The sequence below is a fragment of the Plantibacter sp. CFBP 13570 genome, from assembly GCF_014841395.1.
In the GTDB taxonomy this organism is placed as follows: Bacteria; Actinomycetota; Actinomycetes; order Actinomycetales; family Microbacteriaceae; genus Plantibacter; species Plantibacter auratus.
Genome location: NZ_JACYTW010000011.1, coordinates 1 through 20,051, shown reverse-complemented (window position 1 = coordinate 20,051; position 20,051 = coordinate 1). Strand labels below are relative to the sequence as shown.

At 68.9% G+C, this 20,051-nt stretch carries 21 protein-coding genes and 2 pseudogenes; 8 read left to right on the top strand and 15 right to left on the bottom strand.

Features of this window, described 5'->3' with window-relative positions:
- Nucleotides 1-48: 48 nt before the first annotated feature.
- The 3 genes and pseudogenes from IFT89_RS20500 to IFT89_RS06000 form a co-directional block, all read right to left on the bottom strand.
- A pseudogene (locus IFT89_RS20500) lies at nt 49-339 on the bottom strand (ABC transporter substrate-binding protein); the annotation flags it as partial.
- Nucleotides 336-944: an ABC transporter substrate-binding protein gene (locus IFT89_RS20720; RefSeq protein WP_307783453.1), complete on the bottom strand. Its 609-nt coding sequence runs from the start codon at nt 942-944 to the stop codon at nt 336-338. The gene IFT89_RS20720 and the pseudogene IFT89_RS20500, both read right to left, overlap by 4 nt.
- Nucleotides 945-1,101: 157 nt before the next feature.
- Nucleotides 1,102-1,323: a hypothetical protein gene (locus IFT89_RS06000; RefSeq protein ID WP_137242631.1), complete on the bottom strand. Its 222-nt coding sequence runs from the start codon at nt 1,321-1,323 to the stop codon at nt 1,102-1,104.
- 235 nt (nt 1,324-1,558) lie between these two features.
- Between IFT89_RS06000 and IFT89_RS05995 the strand changes: the two genes are divergently transcribed.
- Together IFT89_RS05995 and IFT89_RS20910 are read left to right on the top strand one after the other, a co-directional pair.
- Entirely contained in the window at nt 1,559-2,287 is a 729-nt protein-coding gene (locus tag IFT89_RS05995; RefSeq protein WP_137242632.1) for a potassium channel family protein, read from the top strand.
- Nucleotides 2,288-2,303: 16 nt separating this feature from the next.
- Nucleotides 2,304-2,405: pseudogene (locus IFT89_RS20910) on the top strand (recombinase family protein); the annotation flags it as partial.
- A gap of 31 nt (nt 2,406-2,436) precedes the next feature.
- Here IFT89_RS20910 and IFT89_RS05990 read toward each other — a convergent pair.
- A complete protein-coding gene (locus IFT89_RS05990; RefSeq protein WP_202938499.1) occupies nt 2,437-2,883 on the bottom strand; it encodes a MerR family transcriptional regulator in 447 nt (148 codons plus the stop codon).
- A gap of 67 nt (nt 2,884-2,950) precedes the next feature.
- On the opposite strand from IFT89_RS05990, the gene IFT89_RS05985 reads away from it, so the two are divergent.
- Nucleotides 2,951-3,946 (top strand): bile acid:sodium symporter, encoded by a 996-nt coding sequence (locus IFT89_RS05985; RefSeq protein ID WP_307783452.1) that lies wholly within the window; start codon nt 2,951-2,953, stop codon nt 3,944-3,946.
- A 126-nt stretch (nt 3,947-4,072) separates the two neighbouring features.
- Here IFT89_RS05985 and IFT89_RS05980 read toward each other — a convergent pair whose 3' ends face one another.
- Nucleotides 4,073-4,468 carry a winged helix-turn-helix transcriptional regulator gene (locus IFT89_RS05980; protein ID WP_137242635.1) on the bottom strand — a complete coding sequence of 132 codons (396 nt, stop codon included), beginning with the start codon at nt 4,466-4,468 and terminating at the stop codon, nt 4,073-4,075.
- 55 nt (nt 4,469-4,523) lie between these two features.
- Between IFT89_RS05980 and IFT89_RS05975 the strand changes: the two genes are divergently transcribed.
- Complete coding sequence (locus tag IFT89_RS05975) at nt 4,524-5,369, top strand: NmrA family NAD(P)-binding protein (protein ID WP_137242636.1); 846 nt, start codon at nt 4,524-4,526, stop codon at nt 5,367-5,369.
- Between the two features lie 350 nt (nt 5,370-5,719).
- Here the strand turns inward: IFT89_RS05975 and IFT89_RS05970 are convergent, their stop codons facing one another.
- The 5 genes from IFT89_RS05970 to IFT89_RS05950 form a co-directional block, all read right to left on the bottom strand.
- A complete protein-coding gene (locus IFT89_RS05970; protein WP_202938497.1) occupies nt 5,720-6,382 on the bottom strand; it encodes a response regulator in 663 nt (220 codons plus the stop codon).
- Complete coding sequence (locus IFT89_RS05965) at nt 6,379-7,650, bottom strand: sensor histidine kinase (protein WP_202938496.1); 1,272 nt, start codon at nt 7,648-7,650, stop codon at nt 6,379-6,381. The genes IFT89_RS05970 and IFT89_RS05965 overlap by 4 nt, the downstream gene beginning before the upstream one ends.
- A gap of 68 nt (nt 7,651-7,718) precedes the next feature.
- Nucleotides 7,719-8,945: a serine hydrolase domain-containing protein gene (locus tag IFT89_RS05960; protein WP_137242639.1), complete on the bottom strand. Its 1,227-nt coding sequence runs from the start codon at nt 8,943-8,945 to the stop codon at nt 7,719-7,721.
- A gap of 14 nt (nt 8,946-8,959) precedes the next feature.
- Complete coding sequence (locus IFT89_RS05955; RefSeq protein WP_137242640.1) at nt 8,960-9,784, bottom strand: hypothetical protein; 825 nt, start codon at nt 9,782-9,784, stop codon at nt 8,960-8,962.
- Entirely contained in the window at nt 9,784-10,530 is a 747-nt protein-coding gene (locus IFT89_RS05950; protein WP_202938495.1) for an ABC transporter ATP-binding protein, read from the bottom strand. The genes IFT89_RS05955 and IFT89_RS05950 overlap by 1 nt, the downstream gene beginning before the upstream one ends.
- Before the next feature lie 99 nt (nt 10,531-10,629).
- Here IFT89_RS05950 and IFT89_RS05945 point away from each other — a divergent pair, with 99 nt between their 5' ends.
- Both IFT89_RS05945 and IFT89_RS05940 read left to right on the top strand, forming a co-directional pair.
- Nucleotides 10,630-11,184 carry a hypothetical protein gene (locus tag IFT89_RS05945; RefSeq protein WP_202938494.1) on the top strand — a complete coding sequence of 185 codons (555 nt, stop codon included), beginning with the start codon at nt 10,630-10,632 and terminating at the stop codon, nt 11,182-11,184.
- Nucleotides 11,185-11,274: 90 nt separating this feature from the next.
- Nucleotides 11,275-11,988 (top strand): HAD family hydrolase, encoded by a 714-nt coding sequence (locus IFT89_RS05940; protein ID WP_202938493.1) that lies wholly within the window; start codon nt 11,275-11,277, stop codon nt 11,986-11,988.
- Nucleotides 11,989-12,019: 31 nt separating this feature from the next.
- Here the strand turns inward: IFT89_RS05940 and IFT89_RS05935 are convergent, their stop codons facing one another.
- The 3 genes from IFT89_RS05935 to IFT89_RS05925 all read right to left on the bottom strand — a co-directional run bounded on the left by IFT89_RS05935 (nt 12,020) and on the right by IFT89_RS05925 (nt 15,162).
- A complete protein-coding gene (locus IFT89_RS05935; protein WP_307783450.1) occupies nt 12,020-12,463 on the bottom strand; it encodes a BLUF domain-containing protein in 444 nt (147 codons plus the stop codon).
- A 388-nt stretch (nt 12,464-12,851) separates the two neighbouring features.
- Entirely contained in the window at nt 12,852-14,120 is a 1,269-nt protein-coding gene (locus IFT89_RS05930) for an HNH endonuclease signature motif containing protein (protein ID WP_202938492.1), read from the bottom strand.
- A 445-nt stretch (nt 14,121-14,565) separates the two neighbouring features.
- The gene (locus IFT89_RS05925; protein WP_202938491.1) at nt 14,566-15,162 is read right to left on the bottom strand and encodes a hypothetical protein; all 597 of its coding nucleotides are present in this window, start codon (nt 15,160-15,162) and stop codon (nt 14,566-14,568) included.
- Nucleotides 15,163-15,229: 67 nt separating this feature from the next.
- On the opposite strand from IFT89_RS05925, the gene IFT89_RS05920 reads away from it, so the two are divergent.
- The gene (locus tag IFT89_RS05920) at nt 15,230-16,573 is read left to right on the top strand and encodes an FAD-dependent oxidoreductase (RefSeq protein WP_202938490.1); all 1,344 of its coding nucleotides are present in this window, start codon (nt 15,230-15,232) and stop codon (nt 16,571-16,573) included.
- 129 nt (nt 16,574-16,702) lie between these two features.
- On the opposite strand, the gene IFT89_RS05915 is transcribed toward IFT89_RS05920, so the two are convergent.
- The gene (locus IFT89_RS05915; protein WP_194643299.1) at nt 16,703-18,013 is read right to left on the bottom strand and encodes an ABC transporter permease; all 1,311 of its coding nucleotides are present in this window, start codon (nt 18,011-18,013) and stop codon (nt 16,703-16,705) included.
- Nucleotides 18,010-18,717, bottom strand: coding sequence for an ABC transporter ATP-binding protein (locus IFT89_RS05910; RefSeq protein WP_085511157.1), 708 nt, complete (start codon nt 18,715-18,717; stop codon nt 18,010-18,012). The genes IFT89_RS05915 and IFT89_RS05910 overlap by 4 nt, the downstream gene beginning before the upstream one ends.
- A gap of 166 nt (nt 18,718-18,883) precedes the next feature.
- Here IFT89_RS05910 and IFT89_RS05905 point away from each other — a divergent pair.
- Nucleotides 18,884-20,051: sensor histidine kinase (locus IFT89_RS05905; protein WP_202938489.1), on the top strand; the 1,168-nt coding region annotated here is incomplete at its 3' end.

The window sequence follows — 20,051 nt, the reverse complement described above, 5'->3', positions numbered from 1 at the left end:
GTACCGCTGGTTGCGCACCGCGTCCATGGTCTTCGTGAGCGGGTCGGACTCCAGGAAGGCGACTTTGTCGTCGAGGCGGTCGCCAGGGAACCGGTCGCGCTGCAGGTCGCCGAGGACGAGGACCTGCGGGTCGCGGTCGACGAGGTCTTCCCAGGTGGTGGCCGGCCAGTCGTCCTCGAGTTCCCCGAAGACGTTGTCGAGCCCGGTGGTCGAGGCGAGCAGCGCGGCGGATCCGAGCCCACCGCCGACGTACGGGGTCTTCGTGTCTGCGAACCAGAACGCGACGGTCGTGCCATCGAAGTCGACACCCTCGGTCGCCTTCGCGGCACGGGCCTTCAGGTCGGCGACGAGCGCGGCAGCACGGTCGGAGACGTCGAGACCTCGCCCATCTCGGTGATCTCCTGGTACAGCGCGTCGATGGTGAGCGGCGTCGTGCGCGTCCCGCCGCCGTTGATGCTCGTGCCGTTGTCGCAGTCGGTGGGCGAGAGGTAGCTGGCGACACCGGTCTCGGCGAACCGCTCGCGTGGTGCGACGCCGCCCTCGTTGAAGTGGCGGCCGAAGGACGCGGTGACGAAGTCCGGGTCGGCACCGAGGACGACCTCGTAGGTGGGGGCGTTGTCGGCCAGGCGCGGGACGTCGGCGTTCGCGTCGGCGAGGGAGTCGAGGACGGGGTCCGTCCAGGAGGCGGTGCCGACCATGCGGTCTTCGAGACCGAGGGACAGCAGGATCTCGGTCGAGTTCTGGTCGAGGGAGACGACCCGCTGGGGCGCGGCGTCGATCGTGACCTCGGTGCCGCAGTTGTCGAGCGTGAGCGGGTAGTCGGTCGCGCCCTGCCCTGCGGCTGCGGTCGATTCGGGCTCGACCGCTTCGGACGCGCCGCAGGCGGACAGTCCGACGGCGAGTGCCGCGGCGAGGACGAGGCTGATGGCGGCGCGCTGGTGCACGTCGTCTCCTTCATTCGAGGGGTGGGACCTAGGAAGGATAGCCTTACCTGACCGGGCTGCGCGAATCGCCGCCGCGCGACCCACGAGGCAAGCACGCCATCGTCTACTGCGCCGCCGCCCTCAACCGCGGCGTCGTGGCCCGGGCCAACACACGAAGTCAGACCTGAGCTTCCTCGCCCGACTTCAACTTCGCCCTGATACCCGCGAAAGCACCCGACCACCCGCTCGCGACTGCCGCGAACATCGCGCTCGCCGCGGTCATCTGAGCACCGGACGCATCGGCGACCGCGAACCCGAACCAGACGACGGCGGCCGCCGCGCCGATGACGGCAACGACGCTGACGAGCCGCAGTGCCAGCCGTAGCCGCCGAACTTCCACATCTCCTCCTCGAAGCATCAACTCCATGATCCAACTGCACCAAACACGTCACGACGACACATCCCCCTGAAGACGGAACCCGGCTACGGACACACGGATCTTGAACTTGGCCAGCGAGGATGACCGAACGCAAGGTTCCCGACTTTCTAGCTCGGTAGTCCGACCCGCCGATCAACCACAGGAACAGTCCGCCGGACACGTCAACGCGGACGGCTCCTCCAGATACGCTCGCGGCATGACCCAGGCACGTTGGCAGAAGCTCACTGAATGGCCCCTCGCGATCGCTGCGGTCGTCTTCCTCGCGGCGTACTCATACGAGGTGATCGCCGAACCCGGCGGAAGCGTCGCCGAGGTCATCATCGCGGCGACGTGGGTGGTCTTCGTGGCCGACTACGTCGTCAATCTGGTGCTCGCGAAACCGCGATGGCGTTGGTTCTACACGCACCTTCTCGATCTCGCTATCGTCGTCCTCCCGATGCTCCGGCCGCTGCGCCTGCTCCGGCTCGTCACGCTCCTGGCGATCCTGAACCGGACCGCCGGCGCCGCCTTCCGGGGACGGGTCATCATCTATTCCGCCGGCGCATCCACCCTCCTGGTGTACGTCGCAGGTCTTGCGGTCCTCGATGCTGAACGCGGCGGCGACGGCTCGATCCAGACACTTGGCCAAGCCCTCTGGTGGGCATTCGTCACCATCACCACCGTCGGCTACGGCGACTACTTCCCAGTGACGTACACCGGACAGCTCGTTGCCGTCGGAGTCATGATCGGCGGGATCGCCCTCATCGGTGTCGTCACTGCCACCCTTGCCTCATGGATCGTCGAACGCGTCGAGCAAAGGGAGTCCGTATCCGAAGCGATCACCAGTGCGCACATCGAAGCACTCACGACCGAGATCGCGTCGCTTCGGCAGCTCATCGAAGGGAAAGTGATCGAGACGCTTCCGGACGGTGCTTCGTCGAGGTGATTGCGGACCCAGGACCCGCGATCGCGGGCGCACCGCAGCAGAAGCCGCCGCACTCGTCGGCTGGAGCAGGGCGACGCTCTACAGACACCAGACCGACACCACGACACGAACACCGTGACACTCCAAGGCAGGTTACACGCATGCTCAAGTCAATCGAGCTCCTGGGGCACACCGGAAGTGTGGGTCGAGGCTGATCGCTCGGCCGGGTGAAACACGCATTCGGTTGAGCAGTGTTCGGCTCGATCTGGACAGTTCGCGAGTCCCATGTCGGCCTGGTCGAGGCGGGCTCGGAGTTCGTCGAGGCGGGCGCGTTTCTCGTCGATCTGGCGGACCCGTTCCGCCAGGAGCGGGCGGAGCTGGTCGCGAACGTCGGTGCAGGAGTCGTCCTCCAGCGACCGGAGATGCCGACCGATGTCAGCGAGTGGCAGGCCGAGTTCTTTGCTCGCTTCGATCAGGTCGAGCCGCCCGAGCACGGCGGGGTCATAGTCGCGGTAACCGTTGCGGGTGCGGCCGGGGGCAATGAGCCCGATGCTCTCGTAATAGCGCAGTGCGGTCGGTGCGACGCCGGTGCGTTTGCTGACCTCCGAGATGCGCATGCGCCGATCCTACGGCTGGGAACCCGGCTTGACCTTCCAGTGGCTCGAACGTTTACGGTTGAGCCTCGTGCCCCTCAACGCTCGGTCCCTCGTGGCGGCGGTCGTCCCGTGGCTGGAACGTCACCAGATCGTCCTCTACCTCTCGGCGATCGCTGTGGGTGGTGTCTTCGGTCTGATGCTGCCTGGCGCGCATCATCTGGAAGTGGCGATCGAGCCGGTGCTCGCGCTGCTGCTGTTCGCGACGTTCCTCGGGGTCCCGTTCGCCGCGATCGGCCGCTCGCTCCGCGACGTCCGGTTCCTCGCCGCGGTCGCGGTGGTGAACTTCGTCATCGTGCCGCTCGTCGCCTACGGACTGTCGCGGTTCGTCGCGGATCAACCGGCCCTGCTGTTCGGGGTGCTCCTGGTGCTGCTGACGCCATGCATCGACTACGTGATCGTGTTCGCCGGCCTCGCCGGAGGAGCCGCGGAGCGCCTGCTCGCGGCTGCTCCGCTGCTGATGCTCGCGCAGATCCTCTTACTGCCGCTCTACCTGCTGCTGTTCATCGGTCCCAGCGGTGTCGCGGCCGTCGAGCTCGGCCCGTTCGTGCGCGCGTTCCTGCTGCTCATCGTGCTGCCACTGACCGCGGCCGCGGCGACCCAGCGGCTCGCCAAGCGGCACCGGATCGGGCGCGGGATCGAACGCACCATGCTGGCGCTCATGGTGCCGCTGATGGTCGCGACCCTGTTCACGGTCATTGCCTCGCAGGCGGGGGCCGTGAGCACCGCGGCCCGGCAATTGCTCGTGCTCGTGCCGCTGTATGCGGCGTTCCTCGTCGTCATGGCGTTCGTCGGCACGGGTGCCGGGCGCCTGTTCCGCCTCGACGTCCCGGCGACCCGTGCCCTGGTGTTCAGCGGTGCCACCCGGAACAGTCTCGTGGTCCTGCCGCTCGCGCTCGCGCTGCCCCCGTCTCTGGCGCTCGCGCCCCTGGTGGTCGTTACGCAGACGCTCGTCGAGCTGGTCGGCATGGTCGTGTTCGTGCGGCTCGTCCCACGGCTGGTTCGGGAACGAACACCGGTCAGCTGAACCTCGCAGGTTGGGTTTGGACAACAAGTTCTGAGCACCCGACGTGTGTGGGACCTCGCCAACCGCACCGGACCAACAGGCGAGTGCTCCGAAACAATCGTTTCCAGCTGACCGCTACGCCCTGCGTCAGGAGTGCGTGGTCGGCTGGTAAACCACACCAGTGCACGATGTCGGGAGCGCGACAGCATCTTCTTCGTCTGCCGCGGCTGGAACGGTCAGTGCCCAGGCGTTCATGGCGTCAAGGACGGGCCGTAGGCCCTGGCCCAGTTCGGTGAGCTCGTACTCCACTCGGGGAGGGATTTCCGGGTGCGAGGTTCGGGTGACGATTCCATAGGTCTCGAAGCGACGCAGCCGATCCGTCAACGTGTGAGCACTGATCCCTGGCAGTGCGTCCTTCAACCGGCCAAAACGGTGAGGTCCGTTCAGCAGCTCTCGAACGATCAAGGTCGCCCACGGACCCTCCAGAAGCGACAGGAATCGAGCGATCCCGCACTCTGGCCAGGTCTGTGCTGTGAATCCCATGATGCCTCCTTAGTGCACTTGAAGTAACTAGTGCATCGTATGCACTAATGGTGTCATGACATTTATCATTCATGGTGCAACGGGTGCCCAGGGCGCCCCCATCTTCTCCCTCCTGCACGCGGCAGGCCACGACGCCATTGCGGCGGTGCGCAACACGGCGAAGGTCGACGGGAAGGCTATCTCCGTCGACTTCGATTCGGCGGCGTCCCTCGCCGAGGCGTACCAAGGCGCAGACGGTGTCTTCGTTCACCTGCCCCTGGGAAGCCCGGACCAGCAGGTAACGTTCGCGACGGCGATCGGCGACGCGGTCGCGAAGGCGCGCCCCAAGCGAGTCGTGTTCTCGACCAGCGGCTACCCGCTGACCCTGCCCGATGGCACCAGCACTGCGCACGGCATCCTCCACGACAGACTGGAGAAGTCAGGAGTGGCTTACGCCGTCATCGCTCCGAAGACGTTCCTCGAGAACCTGCTGTTGCCGGTCACCCTCGACCCCGCCCGCATAGAGGGGAAGCTTCGCTACCCGATCCGTGAGGACTACGCCATCTCGTGGATCTCCCACCTGGACATGGCTGACATCGCAGTGCAGCTCCTCACCGACAACGTCGACGTGCAGGGCGTTGTCACCGCAGGCGCACTGCCGGCCCTGCTCGGCGACGACCTCGCTGAAGGATTCTCGGCACACCTGAACACGCCGGTCACCTTCGAGAGCCAGAACCCCGACGACTACGGGAAGTTGATCACCCCACTCTTCGGAGCCGCGGGCGTTGAGCCCGTCATCGCGTCGTACCACGCACGATGGTCGATGCCCGACGAGCGCATCGACGAGTCCCGGTCCGCGCAGACGCTGCTCGGCATCTCTCCTCGTTCTGTTGCACAGTGGCTTCGCGACACGGGGATCTAAAACCCCAGCACGAGCGACGGCGTCGGGCCCGGGGTCCGGCGCCGCGTTCGCGCCTGGTCGCCTGAGCCATGCCGAAGCCGTCGCACTCAAGGCAGAACATCGAGCAGAGCACGCTCTGCCGAATCTCGACGCCTTCTCCACTCGAACCGTCACCGCCACCGTGCCGAGTTCATCGGGACCGGCTCCACATACGCACGTGTGACACCGCAGTGTCTCCACCCGGCATGTTTCACGCTGGGCAGGTTTCGGTGCGCGAAACGGACCGGTTCGGAAGCCTCCCGCCTGTGTATAACTCCTCGGGAATAAGACTGATAATGATTATTATGTCTTCACGGCTCGTTAGCCGTAGCTCAGCGCGGATCGACGAGTCCCGCACGGATCCCCCACAACACGGCCTGCAGGCGGTCACGCGCTCCCGTCTTCTGTAGCAGCCCGGCGAGGTGGTACTTCACCGTCGTGGGTTCGACGAACAGGCGGTCGGCGATCTCCGCGTTGGAGAGTCCCTGCGCCAGGAGGTCGAGGACCTCGAACTCGCGTTCGGTGAGCGGCGACTCCGCCGGTGCCATTGTGGCCGCGGGCGCCTCGCGCCGGCGCTCCGAGAACTCGCGCAGGATGCGACGGGTGAGGCGTTGGTCGAGCGTGCCCTCCCCCGCTGCAACGGACCGGATCGCGGCGAGCAGCGTCGCCTCATCGGCGCCCTTCAGCAGGAAGCCGGCCGCACCGGCCTCGAGGGCGGCGAACACATCCGCATCGACGTCGAAGGTCGTGAGGATGAGGACGTCGGCGTCGAGTTCCGGATCCGCCGTGATCGTGCGGGTCGCCGCGATCCCGTCCGTACCCGGCATCCGGATGTCCATGCAGATCAGGTCCGGACGCAGTTCCTTCGCCAACCGCACCGCGTCGGCACCGTCGATCGCCTCACCGACGACCTCGATGTCGGGCTCGGCGCCGAGGATCACCGACAGGCCGGCGCGGACGACCGCCTGGTCGTCGGCGATGAGGAGGCGGATCATGCGTCACTCCGATGCTGGTCGGGACCCTGCTGGTCGGGACGGTGTTCGTCAGGAATGGTGAGGCGGTTTCGCCACCCACCCTCGTCCGTCGGTGCTGAGGTCAATCGCGCTCCGATGAGCTCGGCACGCTCGCGCATGCCCCAGAGACCGTAGCCGTCGCGCGACGGCGAAGCGGGCCGCTGCGACGACGCTGCGTTGGTCACGGTGAGCTCGATCGCGTCCGCCTCGAACCGCACCGCCACACGGCAGACGGCTCCGGGCGCATGGCGGGCGGCGTTCGCGAGCGATTCCTGGACGGTCCGGTACGCGGCCGTCTCCGCAAGCGGCCCCAGCACACGAGGCTCGCCGGTCACGGCGTAGGCGACGTGCTGCCCCCGCGACCGCGCCGCCTCGACGAGTTCCGGGATCGCCGCGATCGTCGGAGTGGTCGCCGGGCCGAGGGTCGATCCGTCTCCGCCTCCCTGGGCGTCCGCGTCGTCGCTGCGCAGCAGGCCGACCGTCCGCCGCAGGTCCACGAGCGTGGTGCGGGCATCGGACTGCACCGTCTGGAGCATCTCCCGAGCGCGTTCCGGGTCGCGCTCGACCAGAGCGCTGGCCGCCTGCGCACTGACGATGATCCCCGACAGGTGGTGCCCGGCGATGTCGTGCAGCTCCCGCGCGAGGGCGGTGCGCTCAGCGCGGAGGTCGTTCTGCACGCTGATGCGACGCTCGTTCTCGGCCATGCGTGCCTGGTCCTCGATCGCCGACAGCAGGCGCTCGCGACCCCTGGCGTACTCGGCGACACCGGCCGGGAGCACGTACTGCAACACGATGCGCGCAACGGCCGCGAACACGAGGATGAGCGGCTCCTCGGACGACCCGAAGATCATCGCGATGCCGCCGACCACCGTCGTCGCGACCGCACCGGCCACCAGCGCGCGGATGACCGTCCGCCGCTCCGCGCGACGAGCGAGCGCATAGGTGGCGAGGATCACGCCGAACGAGCCGATCCCGAGTTCGCCACCACTGGACCCGAGGACCACGAGGTCGAGGAGGACCGCCACGCCGAACACCGCGACAGGGTGCCGACGCCGGAAGAGCAGGGCGATGGCCTGGAGCACGACCAGGGCCGCGTGCGCCCACGGTGACACCTGACCCGGCACGGCGTGCAGCTCGTCGACCCACGGCACGACCCCGAGGTACCCCACCGCACCGGCGAGGACCAGGACCGGCGGGAGCACCGAGCGCAGACGGGCCGCGACAGGGGCGGGCCGCGCGGGAGAGGTCATGGGTCGAGTCAACCACGCCGAGCGCCGACCCCGATGGGGGCTGGCGCTCGGCGTCCGGTGGGAACCGATCATCGCTCGCAGAGGGTCGCGTCGAGGGCGTCGACGACGATCCGGTACTGCTTCATCAACCGCTCGTTGTCGTCGGGCGAGACGACCGCCCACGGCAGCGACGTGACGGCGATGGTGACGGCCGTGCCGTCGGGACCGACCGCGTTGCGCGTCTGGGTTCCGGGGATGTCGCCGCCATGGCCCCAAGCCACGCCGCCGCAACTCAGCGGGTAGCTCTGCAGGCCGAGCCCGTAGCCCGCTCCCGGCCACAGCTCGTCACCCGCCGGGACCGTGGTCTGCATCTCGGCGAGGGTCTCCTCGTTCAGGAGTTCACCGTCGAGCAGGGCCTTCATGAAGACGTTGAGCTCGTGCGGCGTCGAGACGAGCGCACCGGCGGACCAGGCGAACGAGGTGTCGAGGGCCGTGAAGTCCACGAGGTCGCCGACGGTCTTCGCGTGGTACCCGTGCGGGTGTTCACCGCGCAGCTCGCGTTCGCCCGGCGCCGGGAAGTACGTGTGCTCGAGGTCGAGCGGCTTGACGATGCGCTCGTCGATCTGCTGGGTGAGTGCCCGATCGGTGACACTCTCGACCATGAGCCCCAGCACGAGGTAGTTCGTGTTGCTGTACGCCCACCGCTCCCCCGGCGCGAACACGGCCGGCTTGGCGAGGGCGATGTCGAGCATGTCGCGGGGCGAGGTGTACCGCTCCTGTGCCGCGAACGCGTCGGCGGCGATCTGGTCGGCGTACTCGGGGAGCCCCGCCGTGTGCTGGAGCAGCTGACGGACCGAGATGCGGGTGCCGTCGATGCCGTCGCCGGTGATGAGCCCAGGGAGGTAGGAGTCGATCGGGGCGTCGAGCGCGACCTTGCCCTCCTCGACGAGCTGCAGGACGACGGTCGAGACGAACATCTTCGTGTTGCTCGCGATCCGCACCTCGCCGTCGACCGGAGCCGGCTCGTCGGTCGCGAGGTCGCCGATGCCAGCAGCGACGTCGATCGCCTCCCCGTCCGGACCGATCACCGAGGCGAGTGCGGCGGGGTAACCGGCGTCGACGAGCGACTGCATCCGGTCCTGCAGCGGCCCGGATGCGGAGCCGGTGCCGGCGGTCTGCTCCGTGGCGCTCGAGCAGGCGCTGAGGGAGACGGTTCCGGCGAGCAGTGCGGCGGCGGCCGAGACGGCGATGATCGTGCGGTGACGGGTCTGGTGCTGCGTCTGGTGCTGCGTTTTGGTCTGGTTCTGGTCGTTCATGTGGGTGATTCCTTTCAGATGTCGCGGCGCGAGAGCGCAGCGGAGGCGGCCGCAGTGAGGGCGGCGGTGAGGGCCACGAGGGCGAGGATGACGACGGACGGTCCGAGCCCGTTCGTTCCGCCGTGGATGACGCCCTGGGCGAGGGCGACGGGCAGGAACTGGGTCCAGGCCGGCACGGTGCCCCCGGTGACCAGCTGGATCGAGGAGACGACGACCGGTTCGAGGATGAGGATCGCGATCATCGTCAGAACGCCGGCGAGCTGGGTGCGGACGATGAGTCCGACCGCCAGTCCGATGACCGACAGGGCGGTGACGGCGAGGACACCGAGCCCGAACCGGGCTGCGAGGTCCGGGAGACCGAGGACGAACGGCGTCCCGGTCGCGCCCAGGGTGATCACGAGCGTGACCAGGCTGACGAGGGCGAGCACGACACCGAGAGCGGCGCCGACGAGTGCGACCGCGCCCGCCTTGGCTGCGACGATGCGGAACCGCTTCGGCGAGGCGAGGGCGGCACCGACGATGCCGCCGTAGCGGTCGTCACTCGTGCCGGCGAGCACACCGAGCAGGGTGATCGCCAGGAGTGCGACGCCGATGGAGCCGCTGCCCATCGACGCACCGAGGGGGTTGAGCGCGTCGAGTTGGACGGCGCGGGAGGCGAGGTCCAGGACGGGGAAGTCGCTCCCGAGGGCGTCGAGGCCAGGGCCGATGTCGCCGTCGGCGAGGGCGGGCATGAGGGTGACGAAGGCGAGTTGCGTGACGATGAGTCCCACGACGGCGACCGCCGCGGTGACCTTCGTCGCGGTCGTGGTGACGAGACCGATGAGTTCAGCGCGGAACATCAGCGCACCTGCCCGTTCTCGGTGAGCTGGGTCGTTCCGGTGACCTGGAGGTAGTACGCCTCGAGGTCACCGCCCGATGCGGCGAGGATGTCACCCATCGACGACTGGGCCACGACGCGCCCGTCGGTGATGACGACCACGTCGTCTGCGATGTCCTGGACGTCGGACAGGAGGTGGGACGAGAGCAGGACCGTCCCACCCGCGTCGGCGAACCCACGCAGCCGGAGTCGCAACCACTGCATGCCCGCAGGGTCCAGGCCGTTCGACGGCTCGTCGAGGATGAGCACGGCCGGCTCGCCGAGGAGGGCTGCGGCGATCGCGATGCGCTGACGCATCCCGAGCGAGTACCCGCCGGCGGGGCGGTCGGCGTCGCGTGCCATCCCTACTTCGGTGAGGACCGCGTCGATGCGGGAGGCGTCGACCCCGATCCGTGCGGCGGCGATGCGCAGGTGCTGCCGACCGGTGCGCGCCGGGTGGAGTCCGCCCGCGTCGAGGACGGCGCCGACGGTGCGCGCCGGCTGATCGAGCTCTCGGTAGGGGCGACCGAGGATCAGGCCATCTCCGGCGTCGGGACGGGCCAGTCCGAGCAGGAGACGGATGGTGGTGGTCTTCCCGGCACCGTTGGGGCCGAGGAGTCCGACGACCCGGCCAGGGTCGACGGTGAAGGACACGTCATCGACGCGCGGGCGACCGTGGAAGGTCTTGCGGAGCCCGCGAGCCTCGATGGGATGAGTGGAGAGGTTCATGGCTCCAGCCTCGGCGCAAGCCGTTCCGGGCACCCCCGCCTGCCGCACAGTCCCGGGCTGGCCGAACGGACAGTGATCGACGACCTCTAGGCTGCTGGCATGGACACGACTGCTCGGATGCATGATCGACGTCACCGTCTCGCGCCGCGCGCGACTGTCGTGGCCACGGTGGTCGTCGTGGTCGCCGGTCTGCTCGCCGGCTGCGCGTCGTCACCGTCGCCGGACCGGACGACGGCGGCATCCGCATCGGCATCGGACTCCGCCACCCGCTCGGGCACCGGTGAGATCCGGCACGAGCTCGGCCCGCTCACCGACCGCTTCCCGCAACTCGCCACCGCGCTCTCGGCGACCTGGATGTCGGGGACCATGGGCGACGAGCGGGTTCCGGGCCCGAGCACGTACTGGATCGATGCGGTCGTCGTCCTGGATGAGGCCGGCTACGCGGAACTGCGGGCGCTCGCACCCGGTGAGGCGGGCTCGGACGCGGAGGCGGAGCTCCCGGACCTCGATCCCGGACTCGACGACGCGCTGCCGCCAGGACCGTTCGTGCGTTCGTCCGCTCTCGACGACGCCTTCTCGCAGGACGGCCGCTCGACGCAGGTGTTCCTCGACGATGCGACCAGCTCGGTGATCCTCACGAGTCGGTTCCAGTAGCGGGCGGCGCTGCGGCGTCCGCGGGCTCGCACGTTCTGCGGCGAATGACCACCGCTTCACAATCGCGGGCTCGCGGGTTTGACTGGACGCATGTCCGAACCAGCTGACACCACCGTCCCCGAGAACTCCGACGACCGCATCGCGGTGCTCTTCGACATCGACGGGACGCTCGTCGACTCGAACTACCTGCACGTCGACGCGTGGGATCGCGCGTTCGCCGATGCCGGCAGGCCGGTCGACGCGTGGCGGATCCATCGCTCGATCGGCAAGGACGGCGGTCAGCTGCTCGAATCGCTCCTCGACGGGTCCGACGAGGTCGAGCAGTACGGCGATCGGGCGAAGGAGTTGCACAGCGAGTACTACCTTCAGAACACCTCCCGGCTGCGGGTGATCGGCGGTGCGCGCGAGCTGCTCGGCGAGTTGGCAGGCCGCGGGATCGCAGTCGTGCTGGCGACCTCGGCTCCGGAGAACGAGCTCGAGATCCTGCGGGAGCTGCTTGACGTCGACGATGCGATCTTCGCGGCGACCTCGTCCGGTGACGTCGAGACCGCCAAGCCGGAGCCCGACATCGTCGAGGTCGCGCTCGATCGTGCGGGCGTGCCGGCCTCGCGAGCGGTCATGGTCGGCGATGCCGTCTGGGACATCGAGGCGGCCGCGCGGGCCGGTGTGGAGTGCATCGGCGTGCGCAGCGGCGGGTTCGGCGAGCAGGAGCTCCGTGACGCGGGTGCGGTCGCGGTCTACGGTGATGTCGCCGAGCTGCTCGCGAACCTCGGCGACAGCCCGATCGGCAAGCTCGCGGGCTGACTACGGGTGTGAGCGAGGGCTTGAGCGCCGCTCAGCTCCGCGTGGCGCGGCTGCGGAACCAGCGGGCGAGTTCCTGCAGGGCGCGCATGGTGGCGGTCGGGTCGTCGCGGTCGAGGTCGTCGAAGGTGTCGCGGTAGCCGTCGAGCTCTGCGGTGGAGCCGGTGTCGGCGCGTTCGAAGCCCATGGTCCAGGCGGCGAACTGGCGTTCGCGGATGGGCTCCTCGAACATCACGCGGATGCCGGTGTGACGGGGATCGGCGGCGAGGGTGACCATCAGCTCGCGGACGGCGGCCTCGGGGCCCTCGAGGACCTGGAGGAACCGTCCGTCACGGTGGACGAGCATGCCGGTGAGCTGTGCGCGGGCGTTGTTCTCGCGGGAGACGGCGAGCAAGGCGGTGAGGTCGTCGTCGCTGAACGGCTGTGTCGCCGTGCTCGCGTACACGAGTGACAGCATCTGGTCTTCGTCGGTGCCCACGTTTGGAGCCTACCCGGCGGGGTGCGGAGGTGGTCCCGGAAGCAGCTCCGGGGCTGCCTGCCCTTCGACAGGCTCAGGGACCGAAATGCATCCGAGCACACCTCTCCCGGTCACTGAGCCTGTTCTCCCCGGTCACTGAGCCTGTCGAAGTGCCCACCAGGACCCCTCAACGTTCCGGGCACACCCCTCCCGGTCGCTGAGCTTGTCGAAGTGCCCACAAGGACCCCTCAACGTTCCGGGCACACCTCTCCCCGGTCACTGAGGCAGCGCAACCCGAGTGCCCTTCGACAAGCTCAGGGACCGAAACGTTCACGGTGAACCTCTTCCGGTCACTGAGCTTGTCGAAGTGCCCACGAGGACCCCTTCGATCCGAGTACGCCGAGGCAGGTCAGAACGGCGCGGGGTCCGGTTCAGTGCGATGGTGTTTGCCGTCAGGTGTCGTCCAGTCGAGGACCCCGCCGGGACCGTCGTCGAGGTTCCACCCGGACAGATGCTTCATCCGGTGGTGATGTCGACACAGGCAGGCCAGATTGCCGACATCCGTTGTCCCGCCGTCCTCCCACGCGACCGAATGGTCGAGATCGCACGCTCTGGCTCGCCTGCCGCAGCCCGGTGCCCGACAGGTGCCGTCCCGAAGCCGCACCGCGCGTTGCAGGTCGGCTGGAACCCGGTACTGATTGCGGCCGACGGAAAGGACCGCGCCGGTTTCCGGTTGTACGAGGATCCGAGTGAAGCTTGGTGCGTTCACGGCGATACGTGCGGCGGTCTCCGGGTCGATGGGTCCGTAGCCGTCGAGCGTCGCCGGGGCATCGCTCACGCCGGCCATCGTGAGCGCCGGGACCGTGATCTGCACGGTCGGCTTGATGTGTTCTTGCACCTCGATCGGGTGCGGGAGGACCGCGCTGGACATGACGTCGTCGGGTGTGACGCCGGTGAGTGCGAGGGCTGCGAGGGCGTCGGCCTGGAGCTGTGCGCAGGTGCGGGTGTCGCCGGCCTTGCGCGATTCCGCAGCTGCCGTCTCGACGCGCTCGATGATGCCTTGCGCGATCGGTGCCGTCGTGAACAGGTGCACCCACGCCATGCCGTCTGCGGCAGGTTCGAACTCGACCCGACGGTCAGCCTCCGAACGGGTTGCGCGTGCGGTGATCGATTCCGGGTGGAGGCGCTCGCGCAGAACGCGGGCACGCTTCCGGAGGTACGCATTGGTGGATTGTTCGGCGACCGGCAGGACCTCGGCGAGGAACACCGCTCGCCCTGCGGTCGGGACGTCGCAGAGCTGGTCCGTGATGGTCTGCGCATGCCGGGCGGAGATACGACCGGCCTCAAGTGAGGCAAGCACAGCCGGCGCTTCGTTCACGAGCAGTTCGGCATCGTTGGTCGCACGCTGAACCGTCCGCTCAGGCGTGCGCGTCGCCATCGCAAGCACTGCACAGGTCGACCGGCGGGAGAGGGCCTGCCGTTCCGCCGGAGGGAAGATCGCCGGAACCGTGACGTCTGCGAAGGCGTCCGCGTAAGCGGCAGATCGAGCGAGCAGGCGGGCCTGCTCGGCGTCCAGGTTGGCACGACGCCGCTGGATGTCCGCGTAGTGGTCCGAGAACTCCGCGAGGCGCGCGGCGTACTCGTCGCTCGCGCGGATCGCGGTGGTGGTCTCGGTCATGGAACAAGTCCACCATGAACCACTGACATTCTAGATGCTGAGTGGTCTCGGATGTGGAAGTCTCCTCGCGTGCCCTTCGACAGGCTCAGGGACCGGATGGGGTTGCTCGGGGACCGGAGTGAGTGCGGGTGCACCTCTCCCGGTCACTGAGCTTGTCGAAGTGCCTACGAGTGCCCTTCGACAGGCTCAGGGACCGGATGGGTGTCGCTGGTCTTGGACGCTTCCTCGTGCGCCCTTCGACAAGCTCAGGGACCGGATGGGGTTGCTCGGGGACCGGAGTGAGTGCGGGTGCACCTCTCCCGGTCACTGAGCTTGTCGAAGTGCCTGCGAGTACCCTTCGACAGGCTCAGGGACCGGCGAGGGTTGCTCAGGGATCGGCGAGGGTTGCTCAGGGACGGGCGAGGGTTGCTCGGGGACCGGAGGGACTCCGCGGCGCCCAGGGCGTTCACTGGCCCATGAGCGCCTTCACGACCGCGATCGCGGCAGGCCCGTCGAGCGACGGATGACCCGCCCACTGCCCACCGGTGACGGATATCTCCGTCTCCGGCAGCACCACCGTCGTGACGATCACCGCGGCGACTCCGGTCTCGACCGTCGCACTGTAAGCGGTCCCTCCGGCAGCCTCGATGGTCGTATCCGGGATCGGCGTGAGCCCGGCGGCGGCGAGCTCATCGGCCGACAGCGCCTCGCTCGATTCGGGCGAGACGACGACCTCCACCGACCGGATGTCCGCCGCATCGATCGTCCCCTCCGGCGCCTCCCAGCCGCAGATGGTCCCGTACTCGTCCGCCCCGTTGTCCTCCCGCGCGACGAGCCCCTCGATGTACGGCGCGACGGCCGCCTCCACCGCCGCGCAGTCGACCTGCACGGACGATCCGTCTCCCGAGCCCCCGCTCGACGACTCCGCCGGCACCGACGCAGCGGGCGACGCACTGCCGGCGGAGCCACCACCGGGCCCACTCCCACCAGTACACGCCGTCAGCGCGAGCACGATCGTTCCGGACACGAGAAGCGGCAGTCCTGCCCGCTGCAACACACGCATGATGTCGACGATATGGGTTCCGGAGTAGTGTCCGGAAGAGACCGAGGGGAGCAGCGCGATGAAACCGATGACCCGCACCGACAGTGATCACGGCGACCACACCACCGATCGCGACTGCGTCATCGCAGGTGGCGGCCCGGCCGGCATGGTGCTCGGCTACCTTCTCGCCCGGGCCGGCCTCCGCGTGACCGTGCTCGAGAAACACGCCGACTTCTTCCGCGACTTCCGCGGCGACACGATCCACCCGTCGACCATCACGTTGCTCGGCGAGCTCGGCCTGCGCGAGCGGTTCCTGCGGCTGCCGCTCAACCGGTTGCAGACGATGGACGCCGTGATCGACGGCCTGCGGATGACCATGGTCGACTTCCGCACCCTGCCAGCACCCGACCGGTTCCTCGTCCTCGCGCCGCAATGGGACTTCCTGAACTTCCTCGCTGAGGAGGCCGCCGCACTGCCGAACTTCGAGCTCCGCCTCCGCACCGAGGCGACCGGCCTGATCGTGGAGCAGGGCCGGGTCCGCGGCCTGCGCGCGACCACGACGACCGCCGACGCCCCAGCGACCGAAACCGACCCAGCGACCAGCACCTCCACCGACATCGAGATCCGAGCCACCCTCACGGTCGCGGCGGACGGACGCACCTCGACGCTCCGCGACGCGGCCGGACTCATCCCCGACGAGAGCGGCGTCCCGATCGACGTCCTATGGTTCAGCCTGCCGAAGCCCGCCGACCCACCGCCGCCGACCCTCGCCTACCTCTCGCCGCGCGGCGTGGTGCTCACGATCGACCGGGGTGACCGATACCAGTCCGGCATGGTCATCCGGAAGGGCGGCGCGGAATTGCTCCGAGCCGAAGGCCTGCCGTCGCTCCGGCAGCGGATCGTCGATGCCGCACCCGTCCTGCGTCCGGTGGTCGACACCCTGACGGACTGGGACCAGGTCAAGCTCCTCTCGGTCCAGCTCAACCGCCTCGACCGCTGGTACCGCCCGGGCTTCATCGCCATCGGCGACGCCGCGCACGCGATGTCACCGATGTTCGGTGTCGGGGTCAACTACGCGATCCAGGATGCGGTCGCCCTGTCCAACGCGATCGCCGGCGAGCTCGCCGCGGGAGACGCACCGTCCGAGGTCCTCGCGGCCGTCCAGCGTCGACGCGAGCAGCCGGTCAGGATCATGCAGCGCATCCAGCGGGCGGGGCATCGGGTGATCTCCCGCACGACCACGGGCGCCCACATCGCGCCGCGGTGGGTGATCCGGCTGATGCGGCTCGCCAGCTCCCTCGTCCGACCGCTTGCAGCGAGGTTCATCGGGATCGGGCTCAGACCCGAGCACGTCACCACCCCACGGCGCGAAGCGGAGAAGAAGCGGGCACGGAGCCTCAACCTCCGACGACGGGACGGCCGCTTGTCGTAACGTGGACGCCGCAGACGCGACCTGAGCGTCTGCGCCGGCGCTGCTCCTCAACCTGGCGCCGGCGCGGCTGTGGGGCGCCGCTTCCGCCACGCCCCACAGCCGCCACCCGGCATTCCCGAACGCTGCACCTCACTCGTAGCGGAGCGACTCCACCGGATCGGCCTTGGCGGCACGGGCGGCGGGCAGCGTTCCGGCGAGGAATGCGATCACCATGACGACCAGGACGATGATCCCGAGTGACACCGGGTCGAACGCGATGAGGTCGAGGCCCGGCAGGTCGGCGAGGAGCGATCCGGACAGCGCGGCACTGATGCCGGTACCGGCGAGCACCGCGATGCCGACGCCGATCGCACTGCCGAGGAAGCCGATGAACGCGGCCTCGAGGCTGAACAACCCGAAGACCTTCCCGCTCCCCATCCCCATGGCCTTCATCAACCCGATCTCGCGGGTGCGCTCCTGCACGGACATGAGGAGGGTGTTCACGATTCCGAAGCTGGCCGCGAGGAGGGCGATGATCGCGAAGGCGTTGAGGACGAGGACGATCCCGTCGATCACCGTCTTGATGGTGCCGAGCTGGTCCGCGACGGTCGTGCCGGTGTAGCCCGCGTCGGCCAGTCGGTCTTTCAACGCCGTGACCTGCTCGTCGGTGGCGTCCGCGCCGAACCGGATGGACGCCTGCGCGTACCGCTCGACCTGGTCGGACGGGACGCCGATGTTCTGGGTCTCGTAGAGGAGGTCGGTGAGCGCGGCGTTCGGCACGATCGAGGCACCGGTGGGCGAGGCGAGGCTCTCCTCGGCGACTCCGACGACGGTCGCGTCCACGGTGTGCTGCGTGCGCTGCGCATCCGTGATCGCGACCGTGACCGTCTGCCCGACCGCGTCGGCGTCGCTTCCGAAGCCGAGCGGCTCCACATAGGACGTGGGGAGCACGAGCTGGAGTGTGTCGGTGTCGTCGTCGGGCTGTGCACCGTCCAGCAGCGTGACGCTCTGCCCGGAGATGAGTCCACCGACACCGACGACGTACTTCGTGCCGCCGCCCGCCTCGATGTAGTCGGTCGAGATCGACTTCACGGCCTGCACGTCGAGGACCCCGTCGATCCCGCCGAGCTCGTCGAGATCGGTCGGTGTCAGTGCGACGACGGTCGATCCCGGCGCGCCGGCACCGGTGGAGGCGACCGCGTCCGGGTCGTACTCCTTCGGTCCGCTCGTCGCCGCACCCAACCCGCCGCCGGTGTCGGCCGTCTTGGTGACGGTCATCGTGTCGGACGCGCCGACGCTCGAGACCGTGTCGTCGATGTAGGCGTTGATGCCGGTGCCGAGCCCGTTGGTGAGGGTGAGGGTGAACGCTCCGACGAAGATCGCCAGGATGGTCAGGATGGTCCGGGTCTTGGACCGGAACGTGTTCGCGACGGCGGTCCCGATGAGGTCGACGGTTCTCATGCGGCCACCGCCTCGTCCTCGACGAGCAGTCCGTCGCGGATGAGGATCCGCCGATCGCAGCGTGCCGCCAGCTCCTCGTCGTGTGTGACGACGATGAGGGTGATGCCGCTCTCCCGGTTGAGGGAGAACAGGATGTCCTCCACGACGGCGCCGGTCGCCGTGTCGAGGTTGCCGGTCGGTTCGTCGGCGAAGATGATCCGCGGGTTGTTGACGAGCGCGCGGGCGATCACCGTCCGCTGCTTCTGCCCGCCGGAGAGGTTCACCGCGCGGTTCCGCGCCTTGTCCTCGAGCTGGAGCTGCGCGAGTGCGGCGAGCGCCCGGCGACGTCGGTCACCACGGCGGACGCCGGCGATCTTCATGGGGAGCAGGACGTTCTCGAGCACCGTCGCGTTGGCGGTGAGGAAGAACTGTTGGAACACGAACCCGAAGGTCTTGTTCCTGGTCGTGTTGAGGCGGCGACCGCGGAGGGTGCTCGTGTCGACGCCCTCGAGCTCGACGGTGCCGGAACTCGGTGCGTCGAGGAGCGCGAGCACGTGCATGAGCGTGGACTTGCCGGAGCCGCTCTTCCCGACGATCGCGACGCTCTCGCCGGCGTGGATGTCGAAGCTCACCCCCTTCAGTGCATCGAACCGGTTCTGACCGCGACCGTAGGAACGCCGGACGTCCCGGACCGAGATGATCGGCGGCGCTGTGGTGCTCTGCATGGTGTCTCCTCGTCTGGGGCCGGGTGCTCCGGCACCACTCCAGACTCGCCGCGACGCCCGTCCGACGCGTCCCCCTCCGGCGGACACCCGTGTACCGCGTCCGTGGTACCGCGGAATGCCACGTGCGGAGGAGTCGCCGGGCGCCGGTTCCCGGCAGACTGGGCCCATGACCTCCGCGACGCAGGATCACCGGGTGCGCGATCCGCATCCGAGACCCCCGGCGTGGGTGGGCGATGTGGTCGCCGCGGTCCTCATCATCGCCTCGGCGTTCATCCCGTTCCCCAACGCGGAGTTCCGGCCGGGCAGCCCGCTCGTCGTCGCCCTGGTCGTCGCGCCCGCGCTCCTCCTCCCGCTCCGTCGGCGCTGGCCCATCCCGGTGCTCGCTGCCGTCATCGCCTGTTACGGTGCGGCGGCGATCACGGGGACCCTCGCTCCCGGTGTCGTGATCGCGGCCGCCATCGCGATGTTCGGGGTGGCCGTGCGCTCCGCGCGGCGGACGACCCTCATCACGGCCGTCGCGACGATGGTCGCGGTCGCCCTCCTCAGCCTGCTCGCGTCGATCGGCAGCTTCGATCCGCGGACGGTCCAGTTCGCGGTGATGATCGCGTTCGCCGCCGCAGCCGGTGACGGGACACGATCACGCCGCGCGTACATCCTGGCGATCACCGAGCGCGCGGAGCGGGCCGAACAGACCCGCGAGGCCGAGGCGAGGCGTCGGGTGACCGAGGAGCGGCTCCGGATCGCGCGCGACCTCCACGACACCGTCGCCCATCAGATCTCGGTGATCAGCCTGAACGCCGGGGTGGCGTCGAGCTCCCTGGAGTCGCGGCCGGAGAAGGCGAAGGAGGCGCTCGTCTCGATCCGCCGGGCGTCCCGGACGGTGCTCGGCGAGATCGGTGATCTGCTCGAGGTCCTGCGCAGCGACAGCGACGGCGCTGGCGCAGGCTCCCGGGGAACGCTGCCGCAGCCGGGACTCGACCGACTCGACGCATTGATCGCCGAGTTCACCGCCGCAGGCCTCGACATCACGACACGGATCGACCCCGACGCACCGGAGCTGTCGACCGCCACAGACATGGTCGCGTACCGCGTCCTCCAGGAGGGGCTGACGAACGCGCTGAAGCACGGTCCTGAGCGTCGTGCGCACGTGCTCGTGGAGGGCGAGAACGGGAGGATCGTCGTCAGCGTGAGCAACCCGACGACACCCGGGGTCCCGCGTGAGCAGGCCGACGCGGCGCCGACCACCGGGCACGGACTCCTCGGTATCCGCGAGCGCGTCGCCGCCGTTCGCGGGACCGTCGACGTCGGCGCGACCCCGGGCGGCTGGCGGCTGT

Excerpts from the sequence above, each read along its gene's own strand:
- IFT89_RS05920 (WP_202938490.1), top strand. The coding sequence starts at position 15,230 with ATGACCCGCACCGACAGTGATCACGGCGACCACACCACCGATCGCGAC.
- IFT89_RS05925 (WP_202938491.1), bottom strand. The coding sequence starts at position 15,162 with ATGCGTGTGTTGCAGCGGGCAGGACTGCCGCTTCTCGTGTCCGGAACG.
- IFT89_RS05970 (WP_202938497.1), bottom strand. The coding sequence starts at position 6,382 with ATGATCCGCCTCCTCATCGCCGACGACCAGGCGGTCGTCCGCGCCGGC.
- IFT89_RS05950 (WP_202938495.1), bottom strand. The coding sequence starts at position 10,530 with ATGAACCTCTCCACTCATCCCATCGAGGCTCGCGGGCTCCGCAAGACC.
- IFT89_RS05930 (WP_202938492.1), bottom strand. The coding sequence starts at position 14,120 with ATGACCGAGACCACCACCGCGATCCGCGCGAGCGACGAGTACGCCGCG.
- IFT89_RS05945 (WP_202938494.1), top strand. The coding sequence starts at position 10,630 with ATGGACACGACTGCTCGGATGCATGATCGACGTCACCGTCTCGCGCCG.
- IFT89_RS05915 (WP_194643299.1), bottom strand. The coding sequence starts at position 18,013 with ATGAGAACCGTCGACCTCATCGGGACCGCCGTCGCGAACACGTTCCGG.
- IFT89_RS05980 (WP_137242635.1), bottom strand. The coding sequence starts at position 4,468 with ATGGGATTCACAGCACAGACCTGGCCAGAGTGCGGGATCGCTCGATTC.
- IFT89_RS05995 (WP_137242632.1), top strand. The coding sequence starts at position 1,559 with ATGACCCAGGCACGTTGGCAGAAGCTCACTGAATGGCCCCTCGCGATC.
- IFT89_RS05940 (WP_202938493.1), top strand. The coding sequence starts at position 11,275 with ATGTCCGAACCAGCTGACACCACCGTCCCCGAGAACTCCGACGACCGC.
- IFT89_RS05955 (WP_137242640.1), bottom strand. The coding sequence starts at position 9,784 with ATGTTCCGCGCTGAACTCATCGGTCTCGTCACCACGACCGCGACGAAG.
- IFT89_RS05960 (WP_137242639.1), bottom strand. The coding sequence starts at position 8,945 with ATGAACGACCAGAACCAGACCAAAACGCAGCACCAGACGCAGCACCAG.
- IFT89_RS05965 (WP_202938496.1), bottom strand. The coding sequence starts at position 7,650 with ATGACCTCTCCCGCGCGGCCCGCCCCTGTCGCGGCCCGTCTGCGCTCG.
- IFT89_RS05990 (WP_202938499.1), bottom strand. The coding sequence starts at position 2,883 with ATGCGCATCTCGGAGGTCAGCAAACGCACCGGCGTCGCACCGACCGCA.
- IFT89_RS05975 (WP_137242636.1), top strand. The coding sequence starts at position 4,524 with ATGACATTTATCATTCATGGTGCAACGGGTGCCCAGGGCGCCCCCATC.
- IFT89_RS05910 (WP_085511157.1), bottom strand. The coding sequence starts at position 18,717 with ATGCAGAGCACCACAGCGCCGCCGATCATCTCGGTCCGGGACGTCCGG.